Below are 19802 nucleotides of genomic sequence, written 5' to 3' on the forward strand. Positions count from 1 at the left end.
TCGATCGGTCGCGGGCTCCGGCGATTTCCGTCTGCCCATTCCGTGTCGATGAAGAGGTTTTGCCCGATTCGCATTGAGCCAAGGCTGAATGCGTCCGTTATCCGCCGTTCAGGCTGGCGGGTTGCCGCGCGACGGCTATGAGGGGCGGCGATGCGCCGCCGCCACCGCTATCCCCTGACGCTCGTGCTCGCCTTGCTCTGTCAGTGGAGTGGTACGCCCGAACGGCCGATGCTTGGCCGCATCCCCGACATTACGGCGACGCGCGTGCCACTCGACGGCGCCGACCCTGCGCGCATCAAAATCGGGGCGATGACCTTCATGGGCGGCGTCCGCCTGACCAGCCGCGACACGGCCTTCGGCGGCTATTCGTCGATGACGATCGACCGTGGACTGTTCACGCTGCTAAGCGATGGCGGGACGATCGCGCGGTTTCGGCTCGACGATCGTTTCCGGCTGAGCACTCCCGCATTTGGCGACCTGCCGACGGGTCCGGGAACGGGGTGGAACAGGGCGCAACGCGACACCGAATCGATGGCCCTGGATCCCGCGACCGGACAAGTGTGGGTGGGGTATGAGCGCGCCAACCAGATCTGGCGCTACTCGCCTGGCCTGACCTCGCCCGCCAGCATGGTGGCGCCGCAGCCGATGGCCGACTGGTCCGCCAATGGCGGTGCCGAATCGATGGTGCGGCTGCACGACGGCCGCTTCCTGGTGATCGCCGAGACCAGCCGCCGGCTGCCGAGCCAGGCGCGCAGTGCGCTGATGTTCGATCGCGATCCGGTCGAGAAACCGCTCAAGGGATTCGAGTTCGGCTATCTACCGCCCGATGGCTATGATCCGTCCGACGCGACCGAATTGCCCGACGGGCGTGTCCTGGTCCTCAACCGCCGGTTCGATCTTCCCTTTCGATGGAGCGCGGTACTGACGCTGATCGATCCGCGCCGCATCCGCCCGGGCATGACGATTCGCGGGCGCGAGATCGCGCGGCTTGCGCCGCCGCTGACGGTCGATAATTTCGAAGGGTTGGCGATCACGCGCGAACGCGGCGCGACGATGCTATGGATGGTCAGCGACGACAATCTGCTGTTCCTGCAGCAGACGCTGCTGATGAAGTTCCGGCTGGATTTGTAATCGACCCTCGCCGATCCACTTACGCCGGGGAGACATATTTTCTGGCAGTGGGAATCAACCCCCGGGCCGCCTCGGCCAGCAAAACTGCAAGACGCCGCGCCGCAGAAACGACTCCGGCCCGCTCGCCGGTGTGGAGAGCGGGCCGGTAGCGATTCGCTTGAAGGTCCGACCGAGTCGGACCGGCGCGATTACGCGGCCTGGGTGTCGCCCAGCTTCTTCTTGACGTCGCGCTTCAGGCGACGCGCACGCAGCGACAGATCGTCGTCGCTGGTCTTGACCAGCCAGTTGTCGAGACCGCCGACATGCTCGACCGAGCGCAGGCCGTGCGTCGACACGCGCAGCTTGACGCTGGTGCCCAGCGCGTCAGACAGCAAGGTCACGTTCTGCAAATTGGGCAGGAACGTCCGCTTGGTCTTGTTATTGGCGTGGGAAACGTTGTGACCCACCTGCCGGCCCTTGCCGGTCAGCTCGCAAATGCGCGACATCGCTATCAATCCTGAGTTTCGGGCCAAGACGAACCTGACCCCGGAAAGGTGGCGCCGATAGCGTCTGTCGGGCGGCGGGTCAACAGATTCGCTCTTTTCCGTGCAACCTGCTCTTGTGGCGAAACGTTGATTACGCGAACGATTCGATTTCTAGGAGACGATTATAATGCGGTTCCTGCTCGCTCTGGTCGGCATTGCCGCCCTCGTCCTGATTGCATTATTGGCCTTTGGGATGATCTCGATCAACGGGAAATCGGGGTCGCTGCCGACCGTCAAGCTGGAGGGCGGCAGCGCGCCCGAAGTCAACGCCAACATGGCGACGGTCAATTTCGGCACTGAAAACAAGACGGTAGAGGTCCCTACCGTGACCACCACCACCAAGACCATCAAGGTCCCGACGATCAGCGTCGACAAGCCCGGCACGCCTCCGGCCAATTCGGCGGCGCCGCAATAAGCGGGTTCCAGCTGCCTCCACCGATGCGTGCCGCGCTCGACGCGGCGGCCGCCGCCGCGGCGATGGGGGAGGTCCCTGTCGGCGCGGTAGTGGTATTGGACGGTCGCGTCATCGCCACCGCCGCCAACGCGCCGCGCACGCGCCACGACCCGACCGCGCATGCCGAGATGCTGGCGATTCGCGCCGCCGCCGAAGCGATCGGGGATGATCGGTTGAGCAATTGCGATCTGTGGGTGACGTTGGAGCCTTGCGCGATGTGCGCGGGCGCCATCGCCCATGCCCGGATCGCGCGGCTCTATTACGGCGCGTCCGATCCCAAGGGAGGCGCCGTCGAGCACGGTCCGTGCCTGTTCGCGCAGCCGACGGTGCATCATCTTCCGGAAATCTATCCCGGGATTGGCGAGGAGGAGGCCGCGCGACTGTTGCGCGATTTCTTCGCGACGCGGCGAGGTGAGGGGAAGTAACTCTCCCCTCCGCTTGCGCGTTCCGGGTCGGTTGCGCCCCCGGCGTAACCTGAACAGTCCGGGGGACTGTTCACTCGGAACGGGGCCGGGGGAGGGCGTGTCATGTCTCAGATCCGACCTTGCAACATGCCCTCCCCTAACCCCTCCCGCGAGCGGGAGGGGAATGAGCGACGACACGCCATGTTGCGCGACCTTCGTACCCGCGTGTAGGCATAAGCGCACATCATGACCTTGCCCCCGCCACCCGCGCCCTATCCATGGATCGATGTCGTCATCATCCTCATACTCGTCGCGGTGAACGGGGTGTTCGCGATGAGCGAGCTGGCGATCGCCTCGTCGCGCAAGGCGCGGCTGGAGGCGATGGCGCGGACCGGCAGCCGTGGCGCGCGCGCGGCGATCAACCTGGCCGCCGATCCCGGCAAGTTCCTGTCGACCGTCCAGGTCGGGATCACGCTCATCGCGGTGATCTCGGGTGCCTATTCTGGCGAGGCGCTGGGCGGGCCGACCGCGATAAGGCTGCAGCAATGGTTCGGGTGGAGTACCGAATTCTCCGACAAGGCCGGCTTCGCGCTGGTGATCGGTCTGACCACCTTCCTCTCGCTGATCATCGGAGAACTGGTCCCCAAGCAGATCGCGTTGCGCTCGCCCGAGCCGATCGCCGCGGTGATGGCGCTGCCGATGACCTGGCTCGCGCGGGCCGCGGCGCCGGTCGTCTGGCTGCTCGATTCGACCAGTTCGATGCTGTTCAGGCTGATCGGCCTGAGTCACGACAGCGAGGACCAGGTCACCGCCGAGGAGCTCCACCTGATCGTGGCCGAGGCGTCCAAATCGGGCGTGATCGAGGAGCATGAACGCTCGATCATCTCGGGCGTGGTGCGCCTTGCCGACCGGCCGGTACGCGAAGTGATGACCCCCAGGACCGAAGTCGATTGGCTCGATATCGGGCTGGACGATGCGGGCATTCGCCAGAAGCTCGCGACGACGGCGCACACCAGGCTTCCGGTCGCGGAGGGGTCGGTCGATTCGGTGATCGGCGTAGTCCAGGCGCGCGACATCGTTGCTGCGGCGATCCGCGGCGATCGGCTCGATCTCAAGGTGCTGATGCGCTCGGCGCCGATCGTGATCGATCAGCTCGATGCGATGGACGCGCTGGTGCGGCTGCGGCGCGCCGAAGTGCCGATGGCGCTGATCCACGACGAATATGGACATTTCGAGGGGATCGTGACCCCGGCCGACCTGCTCGCCGCGATCGCCGGCGCCTTCGCGTCGGATACCGATCCGCACGAAAACCCCGATTTCGTCCAGCGCGAGGATGGCAGCTATCTGGTCGCCGGGTCGGCTTCGGCCGATCTCGTCGCCGAGAAACTCGACCTCAACCTGCCCGACGATCGCGATTACGCCACCGCCGCGGGCCTGGTCCTGGCAGCGCTCAAGCGGCTGCCCCAGGAAGGCGAGAGTGTTGTGCAACAGGGCTGGCGGTTCGAGGTGGTCGACCTCGACGGTCGCCGGATCGACAAATTGCTGGTGTCGAGAGCGCGCGGCGAGTGACGCCGTTCGAGGCCAAAGCGAGCCGTTGGCGCGTATTGTTACTGCTCGCCGGCGCGCTCGGCTTCGTCGCGGTCGGCATTTGGCTGCTCCGGCTGGATGCGCCGACCACGAAACGCACCTTGGTGGCTTGGGCAGGGATCATCATATTCGGGGCGTTCTTCCTGATCGGCCTGCCGCGCTTATTCCAGCAGGGCGTCGTGCTCCGGATCGATGCGCGAGGGGTCTGGTGGCGCCAATGGTCCGACCAGACGATCCCCTGGACCGCGATCGAGAGAATTTCCGTTGGCAAGGTTCAGCGCCAGCGCTTCGCATGCCTGTTCCTGAGCGATCCGCGGGCGTTCCCGTCGACGACGCTGCAGGGCAAGCTGGCAAGCACGAATAAGGCGATGGGCTTTGGCGACATCGCGCTCAACACGTCTGGCACCGACCAATCGTTCGACGCGATGATGGCGGCGATCGCTAGGTTGGCGCCGGCCGGCACCGTCTCAGCGAAGCTGAAAACGACTCTAACCCAGCTTCCCGAACTCTGCCTCATACGCGGCGGTATCGCCGGCCGCGAGCAGCTTGGCCTGTTCGATCCAGCGATCGCGCCCCATCCGCCCGGTGAACGCGCCCAATTGCACGTCGAGCGCGGACGCCTCGTCGGGCGATAGCGCCGCGAGCTGATCGACCCGGGTGATGCCGCGCTCGGCCAGCATGGCCGCGACCTTGGGCCCGAGGCCCTTGATCGTGGTCAGCGCGAGCGCGCCGGCGGCATTCGGTGCAGGTGCAGCAGACGCGGGCGGCGGTGAGGGTTCTGGCGATGCGGCGGCCGGTTCCGGAGCCGGCGCGGGTTCCGGCGGTGGGGCTGGCGGCTGGGTCGCTGCTTCGGTCGGCGCCTCGGTGGCTGGTTCCTGCTCCGGCACAGGCTCCGCTACCGGTTCCGGCGTCTGCACAACCGGTTCGGGCTCGGCTGCCGACGCCGCGATTGGCTCCGGCGCGAGTTCGCGCGCGGCTAGGGGTTGCTGTTCGACGTCACGGGCGACCGGCGAGGCAGGCGGTGGGCTCGGCAGCGCTTCCGGCTCCGGCTGGGGGCGCGGTTCATCGGGCGGCAGGCCGGTATCGGCAGCCGCCGGTGGCGGCGGGGGTGCGGGGGGCAAGGTCGTGCCGGCTTCCTCAGCGCGCTCCTCGGCGGCTTCCTCGACACGGTGGCGCTCGCGCGCTTTCTTCTGACCCCAGATCATGCCGGCGATCACCAGCACCGCGAACGCCGCGATCAGGATCAGCACGATCACCGTCCAGTCCTGAAAGATGTAGGCGGCGGCACCGACCGGTGGCGGGTTGGCGGAGTCCATGAACAGTTTTCCCGTACGACGAAGCGTCGGCTATCCTAGAGAGGGAGCGCTGGTTTCGCCAGTGATCGGGATCAGCCCTCTCGCGCAATCTCGCGCCAGCCGATGTCGCGGCGGCAAAAGCCGCTGGGAAAGTCGATCGCGTCGACCGCGCGATAGGCGGCGGCCTGCGCCGCGCGGACATCGGCGCCGCGCGCGGTGACCGCGAGGACGCGGCCGCCCGACGCGACGAGCCGGCCATCGGCGAGCCTGGTGCCGGCCTGGAATATCTTCGCCCCTTCTGCCTCGGCAGCTTGGATCCCGTCGATAGCGCCGCCGGTCTCGGGCGTGCCGGGATAGCCGGCCGCCGCCATCACCACGGTCAGCGCGACATCCTCGCTGAAGACGGGGGAGGGCGCCTCGGTCAGCCGGCCTTGCGCTATCGCCAGCAGCAATGGCAGCAGATCGCTGTCGAGCCGCATCATCAGCACTTGGCATTCGGGATCGCCGAACCGGGCATTATATTCGATCAGCTTGGGGCCGGCGTTAGTGAGCATTAGCCCGGCATAGAGCACGCCCGAATAGGGCATGCCTTCCGCCGCCAGCGTGGCGACGGTCGGCGCGACGATCTCGCGGAGCGCTTGCGCTTCGAGGTCGGGAGTCAGCACGCGCGCGGGACTATAGGCGCCCATACCGCCGGTATTGGGGCCGGTATCGCCGTCGCCGACGCGCTTGTGATCCTGCGCCGATCCGAACGCGACCATCGCGCTGCCATCGGTCAGCACGAACAGGCTGACTTCCTCGCCTTCGAGAAATTCCTCGATCACCGCACTGGCGCCCGGTTCGGCGAACAATGTTGCGACCGCGTCTTCGGCTTCGGCGGCGGTCATCGCGACGACGACGCCTTTGCCGGCCGCCAGGCCATCGGCCTTCACTACCACCGGGGCGCCGAACGCGGCGAGCGCGGCGCGAGCGTCGTCGAGCGAGTAAACGGCGCGATAACCTGCCGTCGGGATGTTGGCGCGGTCGCACAAAGCCTTGGTGAAGGCCTTGGAGCCTTCGAGCTGGGCCGGCGCCTTGTCGGGGCCGAACACCGTAAAGCCGACGGCGCGCAGATCGTCGGCGATCCCGGCGACCAAGGGCGCCTCGGGGCCGACCACGACCAACTCGACATGATTGGTGCGGCAAAAATCGATCACCGCGTCATGATCGGTCACATCGATCGCGACGAGCTCGGCGCTTTCCGCTATTCCCGGATTGCCGGGCGCGGCGTAGAGTTTGGTGAGCAGCGGCGATTGCGCCAGCTTCCACGCGAGGCCATGTTCGCGCCCACCCGATCCGATCAGCAGGACGTTCATGCCCGACCCTTTTCCAGAAGATTCGCCGCGGCTGGTAGCCGAGGCCATGCCCGGCGACAATTCCGCCGCCGAAAGCGTGTCCGAACTGTCAGGGCGGCTCAAGCGGATGGTCGAAGGCGAATTCGGCCGCGTTCGGCTGCGCGGCGAGATTTCGGGATGGAAACGCGCCGCCTCGGGCCATTGCTATCTGAGTCTGAAGGACGACCAGGCCGTGATCGACGGGGTGATGTGGAAAGGGCAGGCGGCCTTGATTCCGTTCAGCCCGCAGGACGGGATTGAGGTGATCGTCAGCGGCAAGCTGACCACCTATCCCGGCCGGTCCAAATACCAGATCGTCGTCGATCGCATGGAACTGGCGGGCGAAGGCGCGCTGATGGCGTTGCTCGAAAAGCTCAAGGCGCAACTCGGCGCCGAGGGTTTGTTCGACCAGGGGCGCAAGAAAAAGCTGCCGTTCATGCCGAAGGTGATCGGCGTGGTCACCTCGCCGACCGGCGCGGTGATCCGGGACATCCTGCACCGGCTCGCCGATCGCTGCCCGACGCATGTCCTGGTGTGGCCGGTCAAGGTGCAGGGCGATGGCGCCGCGCGCGACGTCGCCGCCGCCATTGCCGGCTTCGATGCCATCGCGCCGGGCGGGCCGGTGCCGCGCCCCGACCTCGTCATCGTCGCGCGCGGCGGCGGGTCGGTCGAGGATCTGTGGGCGTTCAACGAGGAAGTGGTGGTCCGCGCGATCGCCGCCTGCTCGATCCCGCTGATCTCGGCCGTCGGGCACGAAACCGATACCAGCCTGTCGGACCATGCCGCCGATTTGCGCGCGCCGACGCCCACCGCCGCGGCCGAAATCGCGGTGCCGGTGCTGGCCGACTTGCGGTTGGGGCTCGATTCGTACGCGCAACGCGCCGAACGGTGCGCGCGGCGCTATGTCGAGCGCGGGCGCGAGCAGAGCGACTCGCTGGCGCGGTTGTTACCCAAGCGCGACGCGTTGCTGGGGCCGCAGCGCCAGCGCGCCGACGACAATGCGCAGCGGCTCGACCGCGCGCTCGAGCGGCGCATCACGCTGGCGCGCGGCCAGCTCGACCGTAGCGCCGGGGCGTTGCGGCCGGCGATGCTGGCGCAACGCCTCTCTGCGGCGCGCGATCGGTTGGCGGGCGCCTGGAAGCTGGTCGAGGCGCTCAATCCCAGCCATGTGCTCGACCGCGGCTATGCCTGGGTCGAGGCGAAGGCGGGGGGCGTGCTGACCAACGCGGCGGCGGCGCGCAAGGCCGGCGTGTTTGTGCTCCATTTTGGTGATGGTGACGTCGCGGCGCGGGTTGAGGGCGCGGGCGGCAAGGCATATGTAAAGGACAAGCCGGACCAGCCGACGTTGCTGTAACACTAGTCGGGGCCGGCCTGACTTTTTTGAGATTTCGAGGATCGCTGCAATGCTGATGTCCAATACCGATCGGCCGGCGCGCCTCCACTACATGGCCAATGGTTTTCGCGTGCTGGTGCCCGGGGGCCATGTGACCTGCGCGATATCGGGCGTACCGATCGCGCTCGACGATCTGCGCTATTGGAGCGTCGCGCGACAGGAAGCCTATGCCAGTGCCGACCTCGCGCTAGAGGCTGAAGGACGGAAGTGAGGCGCGCGCGGCGCTGGGTCCTCGGCCTCGCCGCGTTGAGCATGCTGGGTAGCTGCGTCGAGCCGGGCTCGCCGCCCGCCACGCGTCCCGCGCCCGTGGTCGTCGCCACACCGCCGCCGCCCGCGTCACGCATGCCGACGGTGCCGCTCGGCGATTTCAGCTTCAAGGGCAGCATGATCCAGGGCGGCCTGCTCATCGGCACCGCGCCCGCCGGGACCCAGCGGGTCAGCTTCAACGGCGACGAGGTGCCGGTGGCGCCCGACGGCCGCTTCGTGATTGCCTTCGATCGCGATGCCGGACCGGCGGCAACCGTGGCCGCGACGCTGGACGATGGCCGCTCGGTCTCGCGTACGCTGACGATCAATCCACGGGCATGGGACATCTCGCGTCTGTCGACCTTGCCAAAATATCCCGTGCCGATGCCGCAATTCGAGAAATTACGGCCAGCCGAAATCGCCCAGATCAACGCGGCGCGGCGCCAGGATACGAGCTCTATGGGGTGGCGGCAGCCGTTCATGTGGCCGGCAACCGGGCGTATCTCGACCCTGTTCGGATCGCAGCGCATCTATCGCAACGGCGAGGCGGGGGCCTACCATTCGGGCACCGATGTCGCGGTGCCGGCGGGTACCCCGGTGCTGGCGCCGGCCGACGGCGTCGTCATCCTGGCCTCCGATCATCCCTTCCTGCTCGAAGGCAACCTGTTGATGATTGACCATGGCATGGGCCTCAACAGCGCGCTGATGCACTTGTCGCGGATCGTCGTCACGCCCGGCCAGGCGGTGAAGCGGGGGCAGATCGTCGCGTTTTCCGGCGCGACCGGGCGCGTGACCGGCGCGCATCTCCATTGGAGCCTGCGCTGGCGCAATGCGAAGATCGATCCGCTGCTGGTCGCGGGACCGATGCCGGGGACGAAATAGGCGTCACTGCCTTAGTGAAATAAGACACCAAGGCTGACCCTTTGTTGCAGCCGCGCTACGCGTGGATTCCAAAAGCTAGTTCGACCTTGCTTAGAATCTTTACAAAGCCCGCTTCGGCCTTACCCACGGCTCATCGACCGGTGCTGGAGGGCTTGCGGTCACAATCGATGGGGATGTGATCCTGCGCGCGGCACCGCCGGCGCGCGGGTCTGATCCCCTGTAAATGGGGGTTTCACTTCGATGGCCTTTTTCAACAACGCGTACCGCAACCGGCTGCTCGCGACCGCCGCGCCGCTCGGTCTGATGTTTGCGGCCGCGCCGGCTGCTGCGCAGGACAAGCCGGCGACGCCGGTAGCTGACGCCGTGGCGTCCGACGACCAGCAGCAGGACATCGTCGTCACCGGCACCCTGTTCCGTCGTACCGACACCGAGACGCCGTCGCCGGTCACCGTGCTGACGTCCGACAGCCTTGCCAAGGCCGGCATCACCAACGTGTCCGATGCGATCCGCTCGATCTCGGCCGACAGCGCGGGCTCGATCGGCACCGGCTTCCAGACGGGCTTCTCGGCCGGCGGTTCGGCGGTGTCGCTGCGTGGCCTCGGCGTGTCGTCGACGCTGGTCCTGATCAACGGCCTGCGTTCCGCGAATTTCCCGATCAACGACGACGGCCACAATGCCTATGTCGATTTGAACTCGATCCCGTTTAGTCTGGTCGACCGCGTTCAGGTGCTCAAGGACGGCGCCTCGTCCATCTATGGCGCCGATGCGATCGGCGGCGTGGTGAACATCTTCCTCAAGAAGCAATTCACCGGACTCGAGGGGAGCGTCCAAGGCGGTACCACCGAAAAGGGCGACGGCTCGCGCTACCGTGCCGAATTGACCGCCGGCATTGGCGACTATCAGACCAAGGGGTGGAACTTTTACCTCAACGGAGAATATCAATGGGACGGTCGCATCTCGAACCATGATCGCGGTTTCCCCTACAACACCCAGGACCTGAGGCCCGTCGGTGGTCTCGACAACAATACCGCCGACCAGTCGCTGACCGTCAACACCCCAACCGCCTACGTAACCCGTGTCGGTCAAAGCGACCTCAACAACCCGCTGTCGGGTCAGGCGGGGTCTCCGCTCACCAACCAATATGTCGCACTCGGCCTGCAAAATTGTGCGGCGGGCACCTATTCGGTGACCAGCGGATTGGCACAGGGCGTCGGTTGCAAGTACGATCTGACCGATCTGTATCGACAGGTCCAGCCTAAGCAGGAGCGCTATTCGTTCACCGGAAAGTTCAGCGTCCGGCTGAGTGAGAATATCGAAGCCTATGTCATGGGCAGCTATAGCCGCGACTTCGTCAGCATTACCAGCGCGTTCCCGTCGGCGATCCGCCAGACGCAGCCCTTCGGCGGCGCGCCGGCGATCGCGTCGAGCAACCCGGGCATCGTGTTGCCGGTCTATATCTGCGCAGCGGGCGTCAATTGCGCGACCGATCCGAACCGCCAACTCAACCCGAACAACCCGTATGCCGCAACCTATGCCGCCAACCCAAGCCAAGGGGCGGCGCGCATCTATTACCTGTTCGGCGACATCAAGGCGGGCAGCGATCGCGTCAACGAGGTCGCGCGTGTGGCAGCCGGCCTGAACGGCAGCTTCAGCGGCTTCGACTGGAAGATCGACGGCGTCTATGCGCGTGACGATCTTCAGATCACGCAGCATGGCCTACTCAACATTGCTGGGCTGATGAAGGCGATCAACACTGGCTCGTATAATTTCGTCAATCCGTCGGCGAATACCGACGCCGTGCGCAATACGATCGCCCCCGACAAGGTTACTCCGTCCTATTCGCAGATGTATTCGCTCGACGCGTCGGTTTCGAAGAAGCTGTTCGATCTGCCGGGCGGGCCGTTGCAATTCGCGGTCGGCGGTCAGGTCCGCAACGAGAAGTTGATCAATCGCAACCAGAACGCGGCGCTCGATACCTACGGCCTGACCACCTCGTCGGCATTCGGCAAGCACACCGTCTGGGCGGGCTATTTCGAACTCGACGCGCCTGTCCTCAGCATTCTCGATATCAACGTGTCGGGCCGGTACGACCATTACTCTGAGGGTTTCAGCCACTTCTCGCCCAAAGTCGGATTCAAGCTGACTCCGATCAAGGAATTCGCGATCCGCGGATCCTATGCGGAAGGCTTCCGTGCGCCGACTTTCGCAGAGTCGGGGGCCAACAGCCAATATGCCGGCTTCGTCAGCACGACGCCACCGTGCAACTTCATCCTTACTCATGGTGGAACGGGAAACACCACGGCGTGCAACGCCAACGGTAATCCTTACAATACACAATATTCCCTTGGCCGTGGCTATGCCGGTAACCCGAACCTGAAGCCCGAGACCTCGCGTAGTTTCACGGTGGGCACGATCTTCCAGCCGGTAAAGTGGTTCAGCGCAACTGTTGATTACTACAACGTCAAGAAGTCGAACCTGATCGTCGGCGGCCCGCTGACTGGGGCGGCGGTGAGTGCCTATTATGGTGCGGCCAACGCGACTGCGGCCTGCGCGGCGGTCGCCGCCGTCGGTGCGGGTTATTCGTGCAATGTGGTCGATGCGGTCGATCCGCTCTATCCGACCGCCTTGCCACGCCTCCTCATTCTCAACGTGCCATGGGTCAACGCGAACTTCGCGATCACAAGCGGTATCGACGCATCGGCGTCGGTCAAGTTCTCGGCCGGCACCTTCAAGTTCACGAGCAAGGTCGAGGTCACGCATATCTTCAAGTACGATCTCCATACGACCACCGGCGCCATCCAGCATTATGCCGGTACGCTTGGGCCGTACGACCTCTCTTCGGGCAACGGCACGCCTGATTGGCGCGGCAACTGGCAGACCACGATCGAGAATGGCCCTTGGTCGCTGTCGGCGACGGCATATTATGTCGGCAAGATCAAAGCTGTGTCCGAGGATCAAGGGCTGCCGCTCGATTGTGCGGGCGGCAATCTCTACACACGGTCGTCCCCGCAGAACAACGATCCGCGGTTCTGCTACATCAACTCGTTCATCAACGTCGATCTGAACGCGTCGGTGCGGGTCAACGACAAGTTCACGTTCTTTGCCAATGTCGGCAATGTGCTCAACGCTCGGGCGCCATTGGCGGCCGCGGCCTATGCGAGCGCGCCGAACTTCCTGACAACCTGGCATTATGCTGGCGTGGTCGGCCGCAAGTTCAGCGCCGGCGCCAACTTCAAGTTCTGACGAAAATATGCCGGCGGCGGGTGGAAGCCCGCCGCCGGAGGTTCAAACGATGATGCTGTTAGGTCGCGATCGTTCGCGCCACACCGGTCACCGTTAATATGCATCCGCGTCGCGTAAGCCGACGACCGGCCGGCACTTTCAGCTTCAAAATGCGGTATGATCCAGGGGCGACTGGTGATCGGCGCTGCGCCGGTTAAGGGCCGTGCGGGTCAGCTTCAACGTGGCTTGCAAGGCGCGACGTGAAGATCGAAACGCTGCCGGCGATCGGACTAATGGCAGGCGAAATAACTCTAGCTGACGCACTGTATTGCTACAATACATCACTGACATTCCGTGGGTGCGGAAATGATAGGCGCTCGCGGGCTCAAGACAAACGCGACGCCAGTTCCAACTTGTACCAAATGACATTGCCGAGGATCGATGGCGCCCGCGCCGTAATTTGAAATGTGAGGCTCTCGATCGGCCGGACCCTGCGTATTCGGTGTGACTTTCGTGTAACTCTCTGCTGCAAATCGGCAATCATTTGGCGTTCCAGCTTTACAACGATTGTATCGGCGGTAACCAGTCGCTCATTCCGGACAGGCTCAGAGGTCTGACGGTATTGGGGGCTCATGATTCGCGCCGGTAAACGAGCGCGGGCCTGGCCCGCTACATGGGGATTACGCATCGATGGTATCTTTCCGAACGACGTCCAAGCTTCGCCTGCTTGCTGCCGCGGCTCCGCTCGGCCTGCTCGCACTGGCGACGCCCGCTCAGGCGCAGGAAACGCCTGCTTCGCCGGCTCCCGCCCCCGCAGGCGACCAGGCGACCGACAACTCGCCCGACATCGTCGTCACCGGGACGCTGTTCCGCCGCACCGACACCGAGACCCCGTCGCCGGTCACCGTGCTGACCACGGAAAACCTTTCCCGCGCCGGCATCACCACGGTCGCTGACGCGATTCGCTCGGTTTCGGCCGATAGCGCCGGCTCGATCCCGACCGGTTTCCAGGGCGGCTTCTCGGCCGGTGGCTCGGCGGTCTCGCTGCGCGGCCTCGGCGTTTCATCGACCCTCGTGCTCATCGACGGCCTGCGCTCGACCAACTTCCCGCTCAACGACGACGGCCACAACGCCTATGTCGACCTGAACTCGATCCCGTTCAGCGCCGTGGAGCGCGTCGAAGTGCTCAAGGACGGCGCGTCGTCGACCTACGGCGCCGACGCGATCGGCGGCGTGGTCAACGTCATCCTGCGCAAGCAGTTCAAGGGCCTTCAGGGCGGCGTCGAAGGCGGCGTTGCCGAAGGCGGCTATGCCTCGCGCTATCGCGCCAATCTCATGGGCGGCATCGGCGATTACGAGACGGCCGGCTGGAACCTCTGGGTCAATGGTGAGTATCAGCGCGACGGTCGTGTTTCGGTCGCCGATGTCGGCTTTCCGTTCAACACCACCGACCTGAGCTCGATCGGCCTGGCTGATCAGAACACCGCCGACAGTGCGCTTTCCACCGCCACGATCAACGCGGTCGTGCGCCGCACCACCCAGTCGAACCTCAACGACCCGTTCACGGGCGGTACTGCGGCAACCGGCGCTTATTCGACGCTCAATCTGGGGAGCTGCACCAAGGGTACGTACACCGATTCGTCCGGCAATATCGGGTGTATCCACAATAATACGCTTGAATTTAGCCAGGTGCAGCCGTTCTCGGAGAAATACTCCTTTACCGGCCGCTTCAGCTATCGCGTCAGCGACAATATCGAACTGTACGCGCTGGGCAGCTATTCGCACAGCCAGGTCAACATCAAGGGCACGCCGCCGGCAATCCGTCAGCGTCAGCCTTATGGTGCGGCGCCGACCACGGCGTCGAACAACCCGGGCATCGTGCTCCCCTATTTCGTCTGCAACGCGGGCGTCGACTGCGTCACTGCGGCGGATCGTCGCCTGAATCCGAACAACCCCTATGCGACCAACCTGGGCGCCGATGCGGCGACGGCGATGGCGAATGCGGCGCGCGTCTATTACCTGTTCGGCGACATTCCGGCCGCGACCGAGCGTGGCAACGAGGTTATCCGTGGCGCCATCGGCCTCAACGGCAAGTTCGGCGATGGCTGGAGTTTCCGGGTCGAAGCAGTCGGCGCGCGCGACAATATGGAGCTGAATGCGTTCGGCGTCATCAACATCGCCGGCCTGAAGCAGGCAGTGAACACTGGGGCGTACAATTTCGTCAACCCCAGCCTGAATACCGCGGCGGTGCGTAACCTGATCTCGCCGACCGTGACGAACCGGGCCTATACGTCGCTCGCGTCGCTCGACGCGTCGATCGCCAAGGAATTGCTGACGCTGCCGGGTGGTCCGTTGCAGGTCGCGGTCGGCGGCCAGATCCGTCGCGAAACGCTCAACAATCCGGGTCTCAATCCGAACCTCGCCAATTATGCCAACACGGCGGCGGCGTTCGGTGCGCACACAGTGTCGGCGGGCTATTTCGAAATCAGCGCGCCGGTCCTCAAGGAACTCGAGATCGACGCGTCGGGCCGTTACGACCATTATTCGGAAGGCTTCAGCCACTTCTCGCCGAAGGTCGGGTTCAAGTTCACGCCGATCAAGGAAGTCGCGCTCCGCGGCACCTTCTCGAAGGGCTTCCGCGCTCCGACCTTCGCCGAAAGCAACCCGCGGTCGAGCTATCCGGGCTTCGTGACCTACCAGCCGAACTGCAAGTTCCAGGTCGCTCACGGCGGCACGTTTGATGCGGTCGATCCCACGAAGTGTGCGGCCGGCTCCAATCCATATGCTCAGTCATACAGCGTCGGTGGCGGCTTCTCGGGCAATCCGGACCTGAAGCCGGAGACCTCGCGTGCCTTCACCGCGGGTTTGATCGTACAGCCGACTCGGTGGTTGAGCTTCACGGTCGACTATTACAACGTGAAGAAGAAGGACGTGATCGTCGCCGGTCCGAACGCCGGTGCGGCGCGTAGCGCCTATTATTCGGTTGCCGGCAACACTTATCCGTCCGGTGCTGCCGCTGCCGCCGCTGGCTGTGCTGCGGTCGCTGCGATCCCGGGTTATTCGTGCGGTGCCACCGACGCGATCGATCCGTTGTTCCCGAACGCCCTGCCGCGCGTGCTCGTGATCAACGGTCCGTACGTCAATGCGGGTTACTTCAAGACCGCCGGTCTCGATTACTCGCTTGAGGCGCGTATTCCGATCACCGACGATGTGAAGCTGATCAGCCGACTGGACGTCAACCAGATCCTGCACTTCAATGTCGATTTCGGTGACGGTGTGGTCCGCAAATATGCGGGTACGATCGGACCGTACGAACTGTCGTCGGGTGCAGGTACTCCGCGTTTCCGCGGCAACTGGCAGAACACCCTGCAGATCGGCAATTTCTCGCTGACCGCGACGACGTATTACGTGGGCCGGATCAAGCAGGTCGGCGCTGACGATCTGGATGCGGACGCGAATAACAATATCGATCTTTCGTGCGCAGGCTCGGCTGGGGCGTTCTATCCCTATCCGACCGGAACCGTATCGAAGTACTGCTATATCAAGAGCTTCATCTATGCCGACCTCAATGCGACGGTTAAGGTGAACGACGATTTCAGCTTCTATCTCAATGTCGGCAACTTCACGAATGCGCGTGCACCGATCGCGGTGACCTCGTATTCGGGTACGAACTACCTGCCGACCTGGCATTACGCTGGCGTCATCGGCCGTACCTTCCGGGCGGGTGCGAACTTCAAGTTCTGATCCGTCAGAATGAGAAAACTGAAGGGGTGGGGCCGCAAGGCTCCGCCCTTTTCTTTTGTCTGCGCGGTCCGGTTGCCTCGCGCAGACCTTGTGACCTTTTTGCTACAGGCGCGGCCAAACGCGCCCGAACTTGTCAAACCTAGCTTTACAGCGAGGAAGCCAAGCTTAATCGGTGCGGGCATTGGCCTCGAATGTACCTGGGAGGGTGGTTCGTAGGGGCTTGGCGACGCTCGAACCTGAATTGGGGGGCAAGGGACGGGCCAGGCAAAGGGAATATCTCGTGACCAACTCGACTGTTTCGCGTTCGCTCCGCGGAAGCGCGGCCTTGCGCGCGCTGATGCTGTGCGGCGCCGGCGCGTCGGCGGCTTTGTTCGCCGCTCCGGCATTCGCTCAGGACACCCAGGCTCCGGCGACAGATGCCGCGCCCGCGCCGCAGGACGATCAGGCGGCAGCGCCCGAAATCGTCGTCACCGGTACGCTGTTGCGCAATTCGGCGACTGCGACCGCCGCGCCGCTGACGACCTTGACCTCGGACGATTTGGCCAAACGTGGCCTCAATACCGTGGCCGACGCGATCAACTCGCTGGCGGCAAACAACGCCGGCTCGATGAACAAGAGCTGGAACAGCTTCAACTTCGCGACCGGCGCCACCGCAGTGTCGCTGCGCGGTCTTACCACAGGCAACACGCTGACCCTGTTCGACGGTCTGCGCAGCGCACCGTATCCGCTGGCGGATGACGGCCATCGTAACTTCGTCGATCTCAACACTATTCCCAGCGGAATCGTCGATCGCATCGAAGTGCTGCAGGATGGCGCGTCGTCGACCTATGGCGCCGATGCCGTCGCCGGCGTGGTCAATGTCATCGTCAAGAAAGAAATTACCGGCGTTCACCTCGACGGGTCGGCGGGCATTTCGGAATATGGCGACGCCGGCGAGCAGCGCCTGAGCGGCACGGTCGGCTATGGCAAGCTGTCGGAGCAGGGCTTCAACATTTATGCCAATGTCGAGTACCAGAAGAACGATCCGCTTTACGCGCGTGACCGCAAGTTTCCCTATAACGGCGCTGATCTGAGCAGCATCTGCAACGCGCCCGGGAACTGCCTCAACAACGGCGTGGTAAACGGCATTCAGGGCGACGGCTCGTTCCCGGGCGTTGGATCGACCATGGTTCCCGCAATCCGTCCTTATAATACGACCACCCTAACCTTTGTAGATCCGGGCGGCACCAGCCACACGTTCGCGCCCGGCACCGTGGCGATGGGGCCGTGGCAGCTCGCCAATCCTGGGGCAGGGTGCGGAAATCTGACATCCGTCACGCTCAACGCCGCCCAGCAAGGGTCGGCGGCGCCTAGGTTCACCCAGAACACCGACGGCAGCTACTCGTTCAACAACGTCGGCTATACCGGGGTGACGAACGGAGCGCAGCAGTGTCAGCAAGACAACGTCAACCGTTATCTCCAAGAGCAGCCTACAGTCGAACGTTTGGGCGGGACCATTCGTGGCACGGTCAATTTGGGCAGCAAGGCGCAGGCCTATGCGATGTTCAATTTCTATCAGACGAAGACCGACACGTCGATTGCTCCGCTGTCGTTCGCTGGCCAGACCGCAGCGGGCGGTACGCAGTTCACGCTAAGCCCGGTGCTGTTGCCGGTCTATGTCTGCCCGCGTGGCACGACCGTCGCCTGCACGGCAGCCAACGGTACGCTCAACCCGAACAATCCCTATGCCGCCAGCGGCCAGTTCGCACGGGTGAACTACCGTTACGACCAGCCGCGTATCACGCTGTCGGATGCACGTACCTATCGCGCGTCGGCGGGCGTCAATGGTTCTTTCGGCGATAACTGGCGCTATGCGGCGGACTTCACCTGGTCGCAGGTCGACCTGAAGATCACCAACAAGAACTACCTCTATGCCCAGCATCTGGTCGACGTGATCAACGACGGCAGCTTCAATTTCATCAATCCATCGCTGAACTCGCAGGCGATCCGCGATTATATCGCGCCGACCAACGTCACAAACTCACGCTCGAACCTGTGGCAAGCCCAGGCAACGCTGTCGAAGGATCTGTTCCAGCTTCCGGGCGGGCCATTGTCGGCGGCGGTCGGCGTATCGTACCGCAAGGAATCGATCACCAACCCGAGCGCCAACCCGGCCAACGAGGTCAACCCGGCCGATCGCTATTACAGCGTCAACGCCGTGGGTGCGACCGGCAGCCGCAACGTCAAGTCGGCCTTCTTCGAAGTCGAGGCGCCGATTGTGGATATGCTGAGCCTGAACGCTTCGGGGCGCTATGACGACTATTCGTCGGGGCAGAAGAACTTCTCGCCGAAGTTCACCGCGATCTTCAAGCCGATCAAGGAAATCAAGCTGCGGGGTACCTTCTCGAAGGGCTTCCGCATTCCGAGCTTTAACGAGGCTTATGGTCTGCCGACGACCGGCTATATCACAGCCCAGGTCAGCGATCCGGCGTTCATCGCCGCCCACGGCGGCAATGCCTATGCCACCCAGCCTTACTCCTATGGCCTGACCGCCGTTGGGAATCCGTCGCTGAAGCCGGAGAAATCGACGTCCTATACCGGCGGTATCGTTATTGAGCCGAACCGCAACTTCTCGTTCACTGCGGATTATTGGCACATCAAGATCAAGGGCCTGATCACCAACCCCGATTATTCGGGTGTGGAGGATGCCTATTATGCCAATAACGGCGTTGTGAACATTCCTGGCCTGACGGTGCTTCCGGGCATCAAGGATCCGGATCATCCCAACGCGTTGCCATTGCTGGGCTTCATTCAATATTCGTTCGTCAACGCCGATTCTGAAACCGCTTCGGGTCTCGACTTTTCGGGTACTGCGCGCTTCCCGATCGGTAGCAGCATCAGCTTCACCAGCCGGGTCGACGCGTCATACCTGATCAAGCTGGAGAAAAACCTGTCGACAGGCGTCCAGCGTTATGACGGCACGCTCAGCCCGTGCGACATCACGTCGTGCTCGGGTGCGCCGAAGTGGCGCGGCACCTGGACCAACACGCTGGATTTCGGGAAGACATACCTGAGCGCCACGGTGAACTACACCAGCGGCTATGACATGGCGTCGATCGATTACGGTGGCATCAAGGGCGATTGCGACGCCAATGGCGGTGTTTCGGCGGCCACCTATGCCGACGGGACGATCTTCAAGTGCCGAGCCAAGCGCTTCGTCACGCTCGATCTGACCGCGAGCACGAAGATCGCCGATCACTTTACGTTGTACGCCAACGCGCTGAACATCCTTGGCGCGAAACCGGACTTCAACCCCGGCCAGTCGTACAACCTCGGCTATAATTACAACGTGGCCTGGGAAGGCCAGGGCTTTACCGGTCGGTTCTTCCGCGTCGGCGCGAAGGTCGACTTCTAGATCCTCGCTCTCATCGACTGAGTTGATCGGGGCCGCTCCAGCAATGGAGCGGCCCCATTTTTGGTTGCGCTCCAGTCGATCTTCGCCGTGTGGCCAATTTGCTACAGCCGGAACGAAACCAATGCGCGGCGATCCATGCCGGCTTTACACCTT

General features: G+C 63.9%; 13 protein-coding genes and 1 pseudogene. 11 read left to right on the top strand and 3 right to left on the bottom strand.

The window, feature by feature from the left end; all coding sequences use genetic code 11:
• The first annotated feature begins 150 nt into the window (after positions 1-150).
• Positions 151-1131, top strand: a complete 981-nt coding sequence (locus AC1DQQ_RS15170; RefSeq protein ID WP_478045649.1) for an esterase-like activity of phytase family protein — start codon at positions 151-153, stop codon at positions 1129-1131.
• Positions 1132-1319: 188 nt separating this feature from the next.
• Here the strand turns inward: AC1DQQ_RS15170 and rpmB are convergent, their stop codons facing one another.
• Positions 1320-1616, bottom strand: a complete 297-nt coding sequence (gene rpmB, locus AC1DQQ_RS15175; protein WP_066812698.1) for a 50S ribosomal protein L28 — start codon at positions 1614-1616, stop codon at positions 1320-1322.
• A 166-nt stretch (positions 1617-1782) separates the two neighbouring features.
• Here rpmB and AC1DQQ_RS15180 point away from each other — a divergent pair, with 166 nt between their 5' ends.
• From AC1DQQ_RS15180 to AC1DQQ_RS15195, 4 genes and pseudogenes are all read left to right on the top strand, one after another.
• Complete coding sequence (locus AC1DQQ_RS15180) at positions 1783-2070, top strand: hypothetical protein (RefSeq protein ID WP_478045650.1); 288 nt, start codon at positions 1783-1785, stop codon at positions 2068-2070.
• Between the two features lie 23 nt (positions 2071-2093).
• Complete coding sequence (locus tag AC1DQQ_RS15185) at positions 2094-2534, top strand: nucleoside deaminase (protein ID WP_478045651.1); 441 nt, start codon at positions 2094-2096, stop codon at positions 2532-2534.
• Positions 2535-2759: 225 nt separating this feature from the next.
• Positions 2760-4082, top strand: coding sequence for a hemolysin family protein (locus AC1DQQ_RS15190; protein ID WP_478029746.1), 1323 nt, complete (start codon positions 2760-2762; stop codon positions 4080-4082).
• Positions 4079-4528: pseudogene (locus AC1DQQ_RS15195) on the top strand (STM3941 family protein); the annotation flags it as partial. The gene AC1DQQ_RS15190 and the pseudogene AC1DQQ_RS15195, both read left to right, overlap by 4 nt.
• Before the next feature lie 60 nt (positions 4529-4588).
• Here the strand turns inward: AC1DQQ_RS15195 and AC1DQQ_RS15200 are convergent.
• Positions 4589-5416, bottom strand: a complete 828-nt coding sequence (locus AC1DQQ_RS15200) for a helix-hairpin-helix domain-containing protein (RefSeq protein WP_478045652.1) — start codon at positions 5414-5416, stop codon at positions 4589-4591.
• A gap of 71 nt (positions 5417-5487) precedes the next feature.
• Complete coding sequence (gene purD / locus AC1DQQ_RS15205; protein ID WP_478045653.1) at positions 5488-6750, bottom strand: phosphoribosylamine--glycine ligase; 1263 nt, start codon at positions 6748-6750, stop codon at positions 5488-5490.
• Between purD and xseA the strand changes: the two genes are divergently transcribed.
• The 6 genes from xseA to AC1DQQ_RS15235 all read left to right on the top strand — a co-directional run bounded on the left by xseA (position 6749) and on the right by AC1DQQ_RS15235 (position 19649).
• Positions 6749-8122, top strand: coding sequence for an exodeoxyribonuclease VII large subunit (gene xseA, locus AC1DQQ_RS15210; protein ID WP_478045654.1), 1374 nt, complete (start codon positions 6749-6751; stop codon positions 8120-8122). The two genes, purD and xseA, sit on opposite strands and share 2 nt — an antisense overlap.
• Before the next feature lie 49 nt (positions 8123-8171).
• Positions 8172-8372 (top strand): DUF2093 domain-containing protein, encoded by a 201-nt coding sequence (locus AC1DQQ_RS15215; protein WP_066807417.1) that lies wholly within the window; start codon positions 8172-8174, stop codon positions 8370-8372.
• Positions 8369-9289 carry a peptidoglycan DD-metalloendopeptidase family protein gene (locus AC1DQQ_RS15220; RefSeq protein WP_478042245.1) on the top strand — a complete coding sequence of 307 codons (921 nt, stop codon included), beginning with the start codon at positions 8369-8371 and terminating at the stop codon, positions 9287-9289. The genes AC1DQQ_RS15215 and AC1DQQ_RS15220 overlap by 4 nt, the downstream gene beginning before the upstream one ends.
• A gap of 240 nt (positions 9290-9529) precedes the next feature.
• Positions 9530-12532 (top strand): TonB-dependent receptor plug domain-containing protein, encoded by a 3003-nt coding sequence (locus tag AC1DQQ_RS15225; RefSeq protein ID WP_478045655.1) that lies wholly within the window; start codon positions 9530-9532, stop codon positions 12530-12532.
• 669 nt (positions 12533-13201) lie between these two features.
• Entirely contained in the window at positions 13202-16255 is a 3054-nt protein-coding gene (locus AC1DQQ_RS15230; RefSeq protein WP_478045656.1) for a TonB-dependent receptor domain-containing protein, read from the top strand.
• A 280-nt stretch (positions 16256-16535) separates the two neighbouring features.
• A complete protein-coding gene (locus AC1DQQ_RS15235; RefSeq protein ID WP_478045657.1) occupies positions 16536-19649 on the top strand; it encodes a TonB-dependent receptor domain-containing protein in 3114 nt (1037 codons plus the stop codon).
• Positions 19650-19802: the final 153 nt, after the last annotated feature.

The sequence above is a fragment of the Sphingomonas sp. P4_G3 genome (genome assembly GCF_056401105.1).

Bases quoted from the DNA above. Each gene is read 5' to 3' on its own strand.
- AC1DQQ_RS15180 (WP_478045650.1), top strand. From the start codon at position 1,783: ATGCGGTTCCTGCTCGCTCTGGTCGGCATTGCCGCCCTCGTCCTGATT.
- AC1DQQ_RS15215 (WP_066807417.1), top strand. From the start codon at position 8,172: ATGCTGATGTCCAATACCGATCGGCCGGCGCGCCTCCACTACATGGCC.
- AC1DQQ_RS15185 (WP_478045651.1), top strand. From the start codon at position 2,094: ATGCGTGCCGCGCTCGACGCGGCGGCCGCCGCCGCGGCGATGGGGGAG.
- rpmB (WP_066812698.1), bottom strand. From the start codon at position 1,616: ATGTCGCGCATTTGCGAGCTGACCGGCAAGGGCCGGCAGGTGGGTCAC.
- AC1DQQ_RS15200 (WP_478045652.1), bottom strand. From the start codon at position 5,416: ATGGACTCCGCCAACCCGCCACCGGTCGGTGCCGCCGCCTACATCTTT.
- xseA (WP_478045654.1), top strand. From the start codon at position 6,749: ATGCCCGACCCTTTTCCAGAAGATTCGCCGCGGCTGGTAGCCGAGGCC.
- AC1DQQ_RS15230 (WP_478045656.1), top strand. From the start codon at position 13,202: ATGGTATCTTTCCGAACGACGTCCAAGCTTCGCCTGCTTGCTGCCGCG.
- AC1DQQ_RS15190 (WP_478029746.1), top strand. From the start codon at position 2,760: ATGACCTTGCCCCCGCCACCCGCGCCCTATCCATGGATCGATGTCGTC.
- purD (WP_478045653.1), bottom strand. From the start codon at position 6,750: ATGAACGTCCTGCTGATCGGATCGGGTGGGCGCGAACATGGCCTCGCG.
- AC1DQQ_RS15225 (WP_478045655.1), top strand. From the start codon at position 9,530: ATGGCCTTTTTCAACAACGCGTACCGCAACCGGCTGCTCGCGACCGCC.
- AC1DQQ_RS15170 (WP_478045649.1), top strand. From the start codon at position 151: ATGCGCCGCCGCCACCGCTATCCCCTGACGCTCGTGCTCGCCTTGCTC.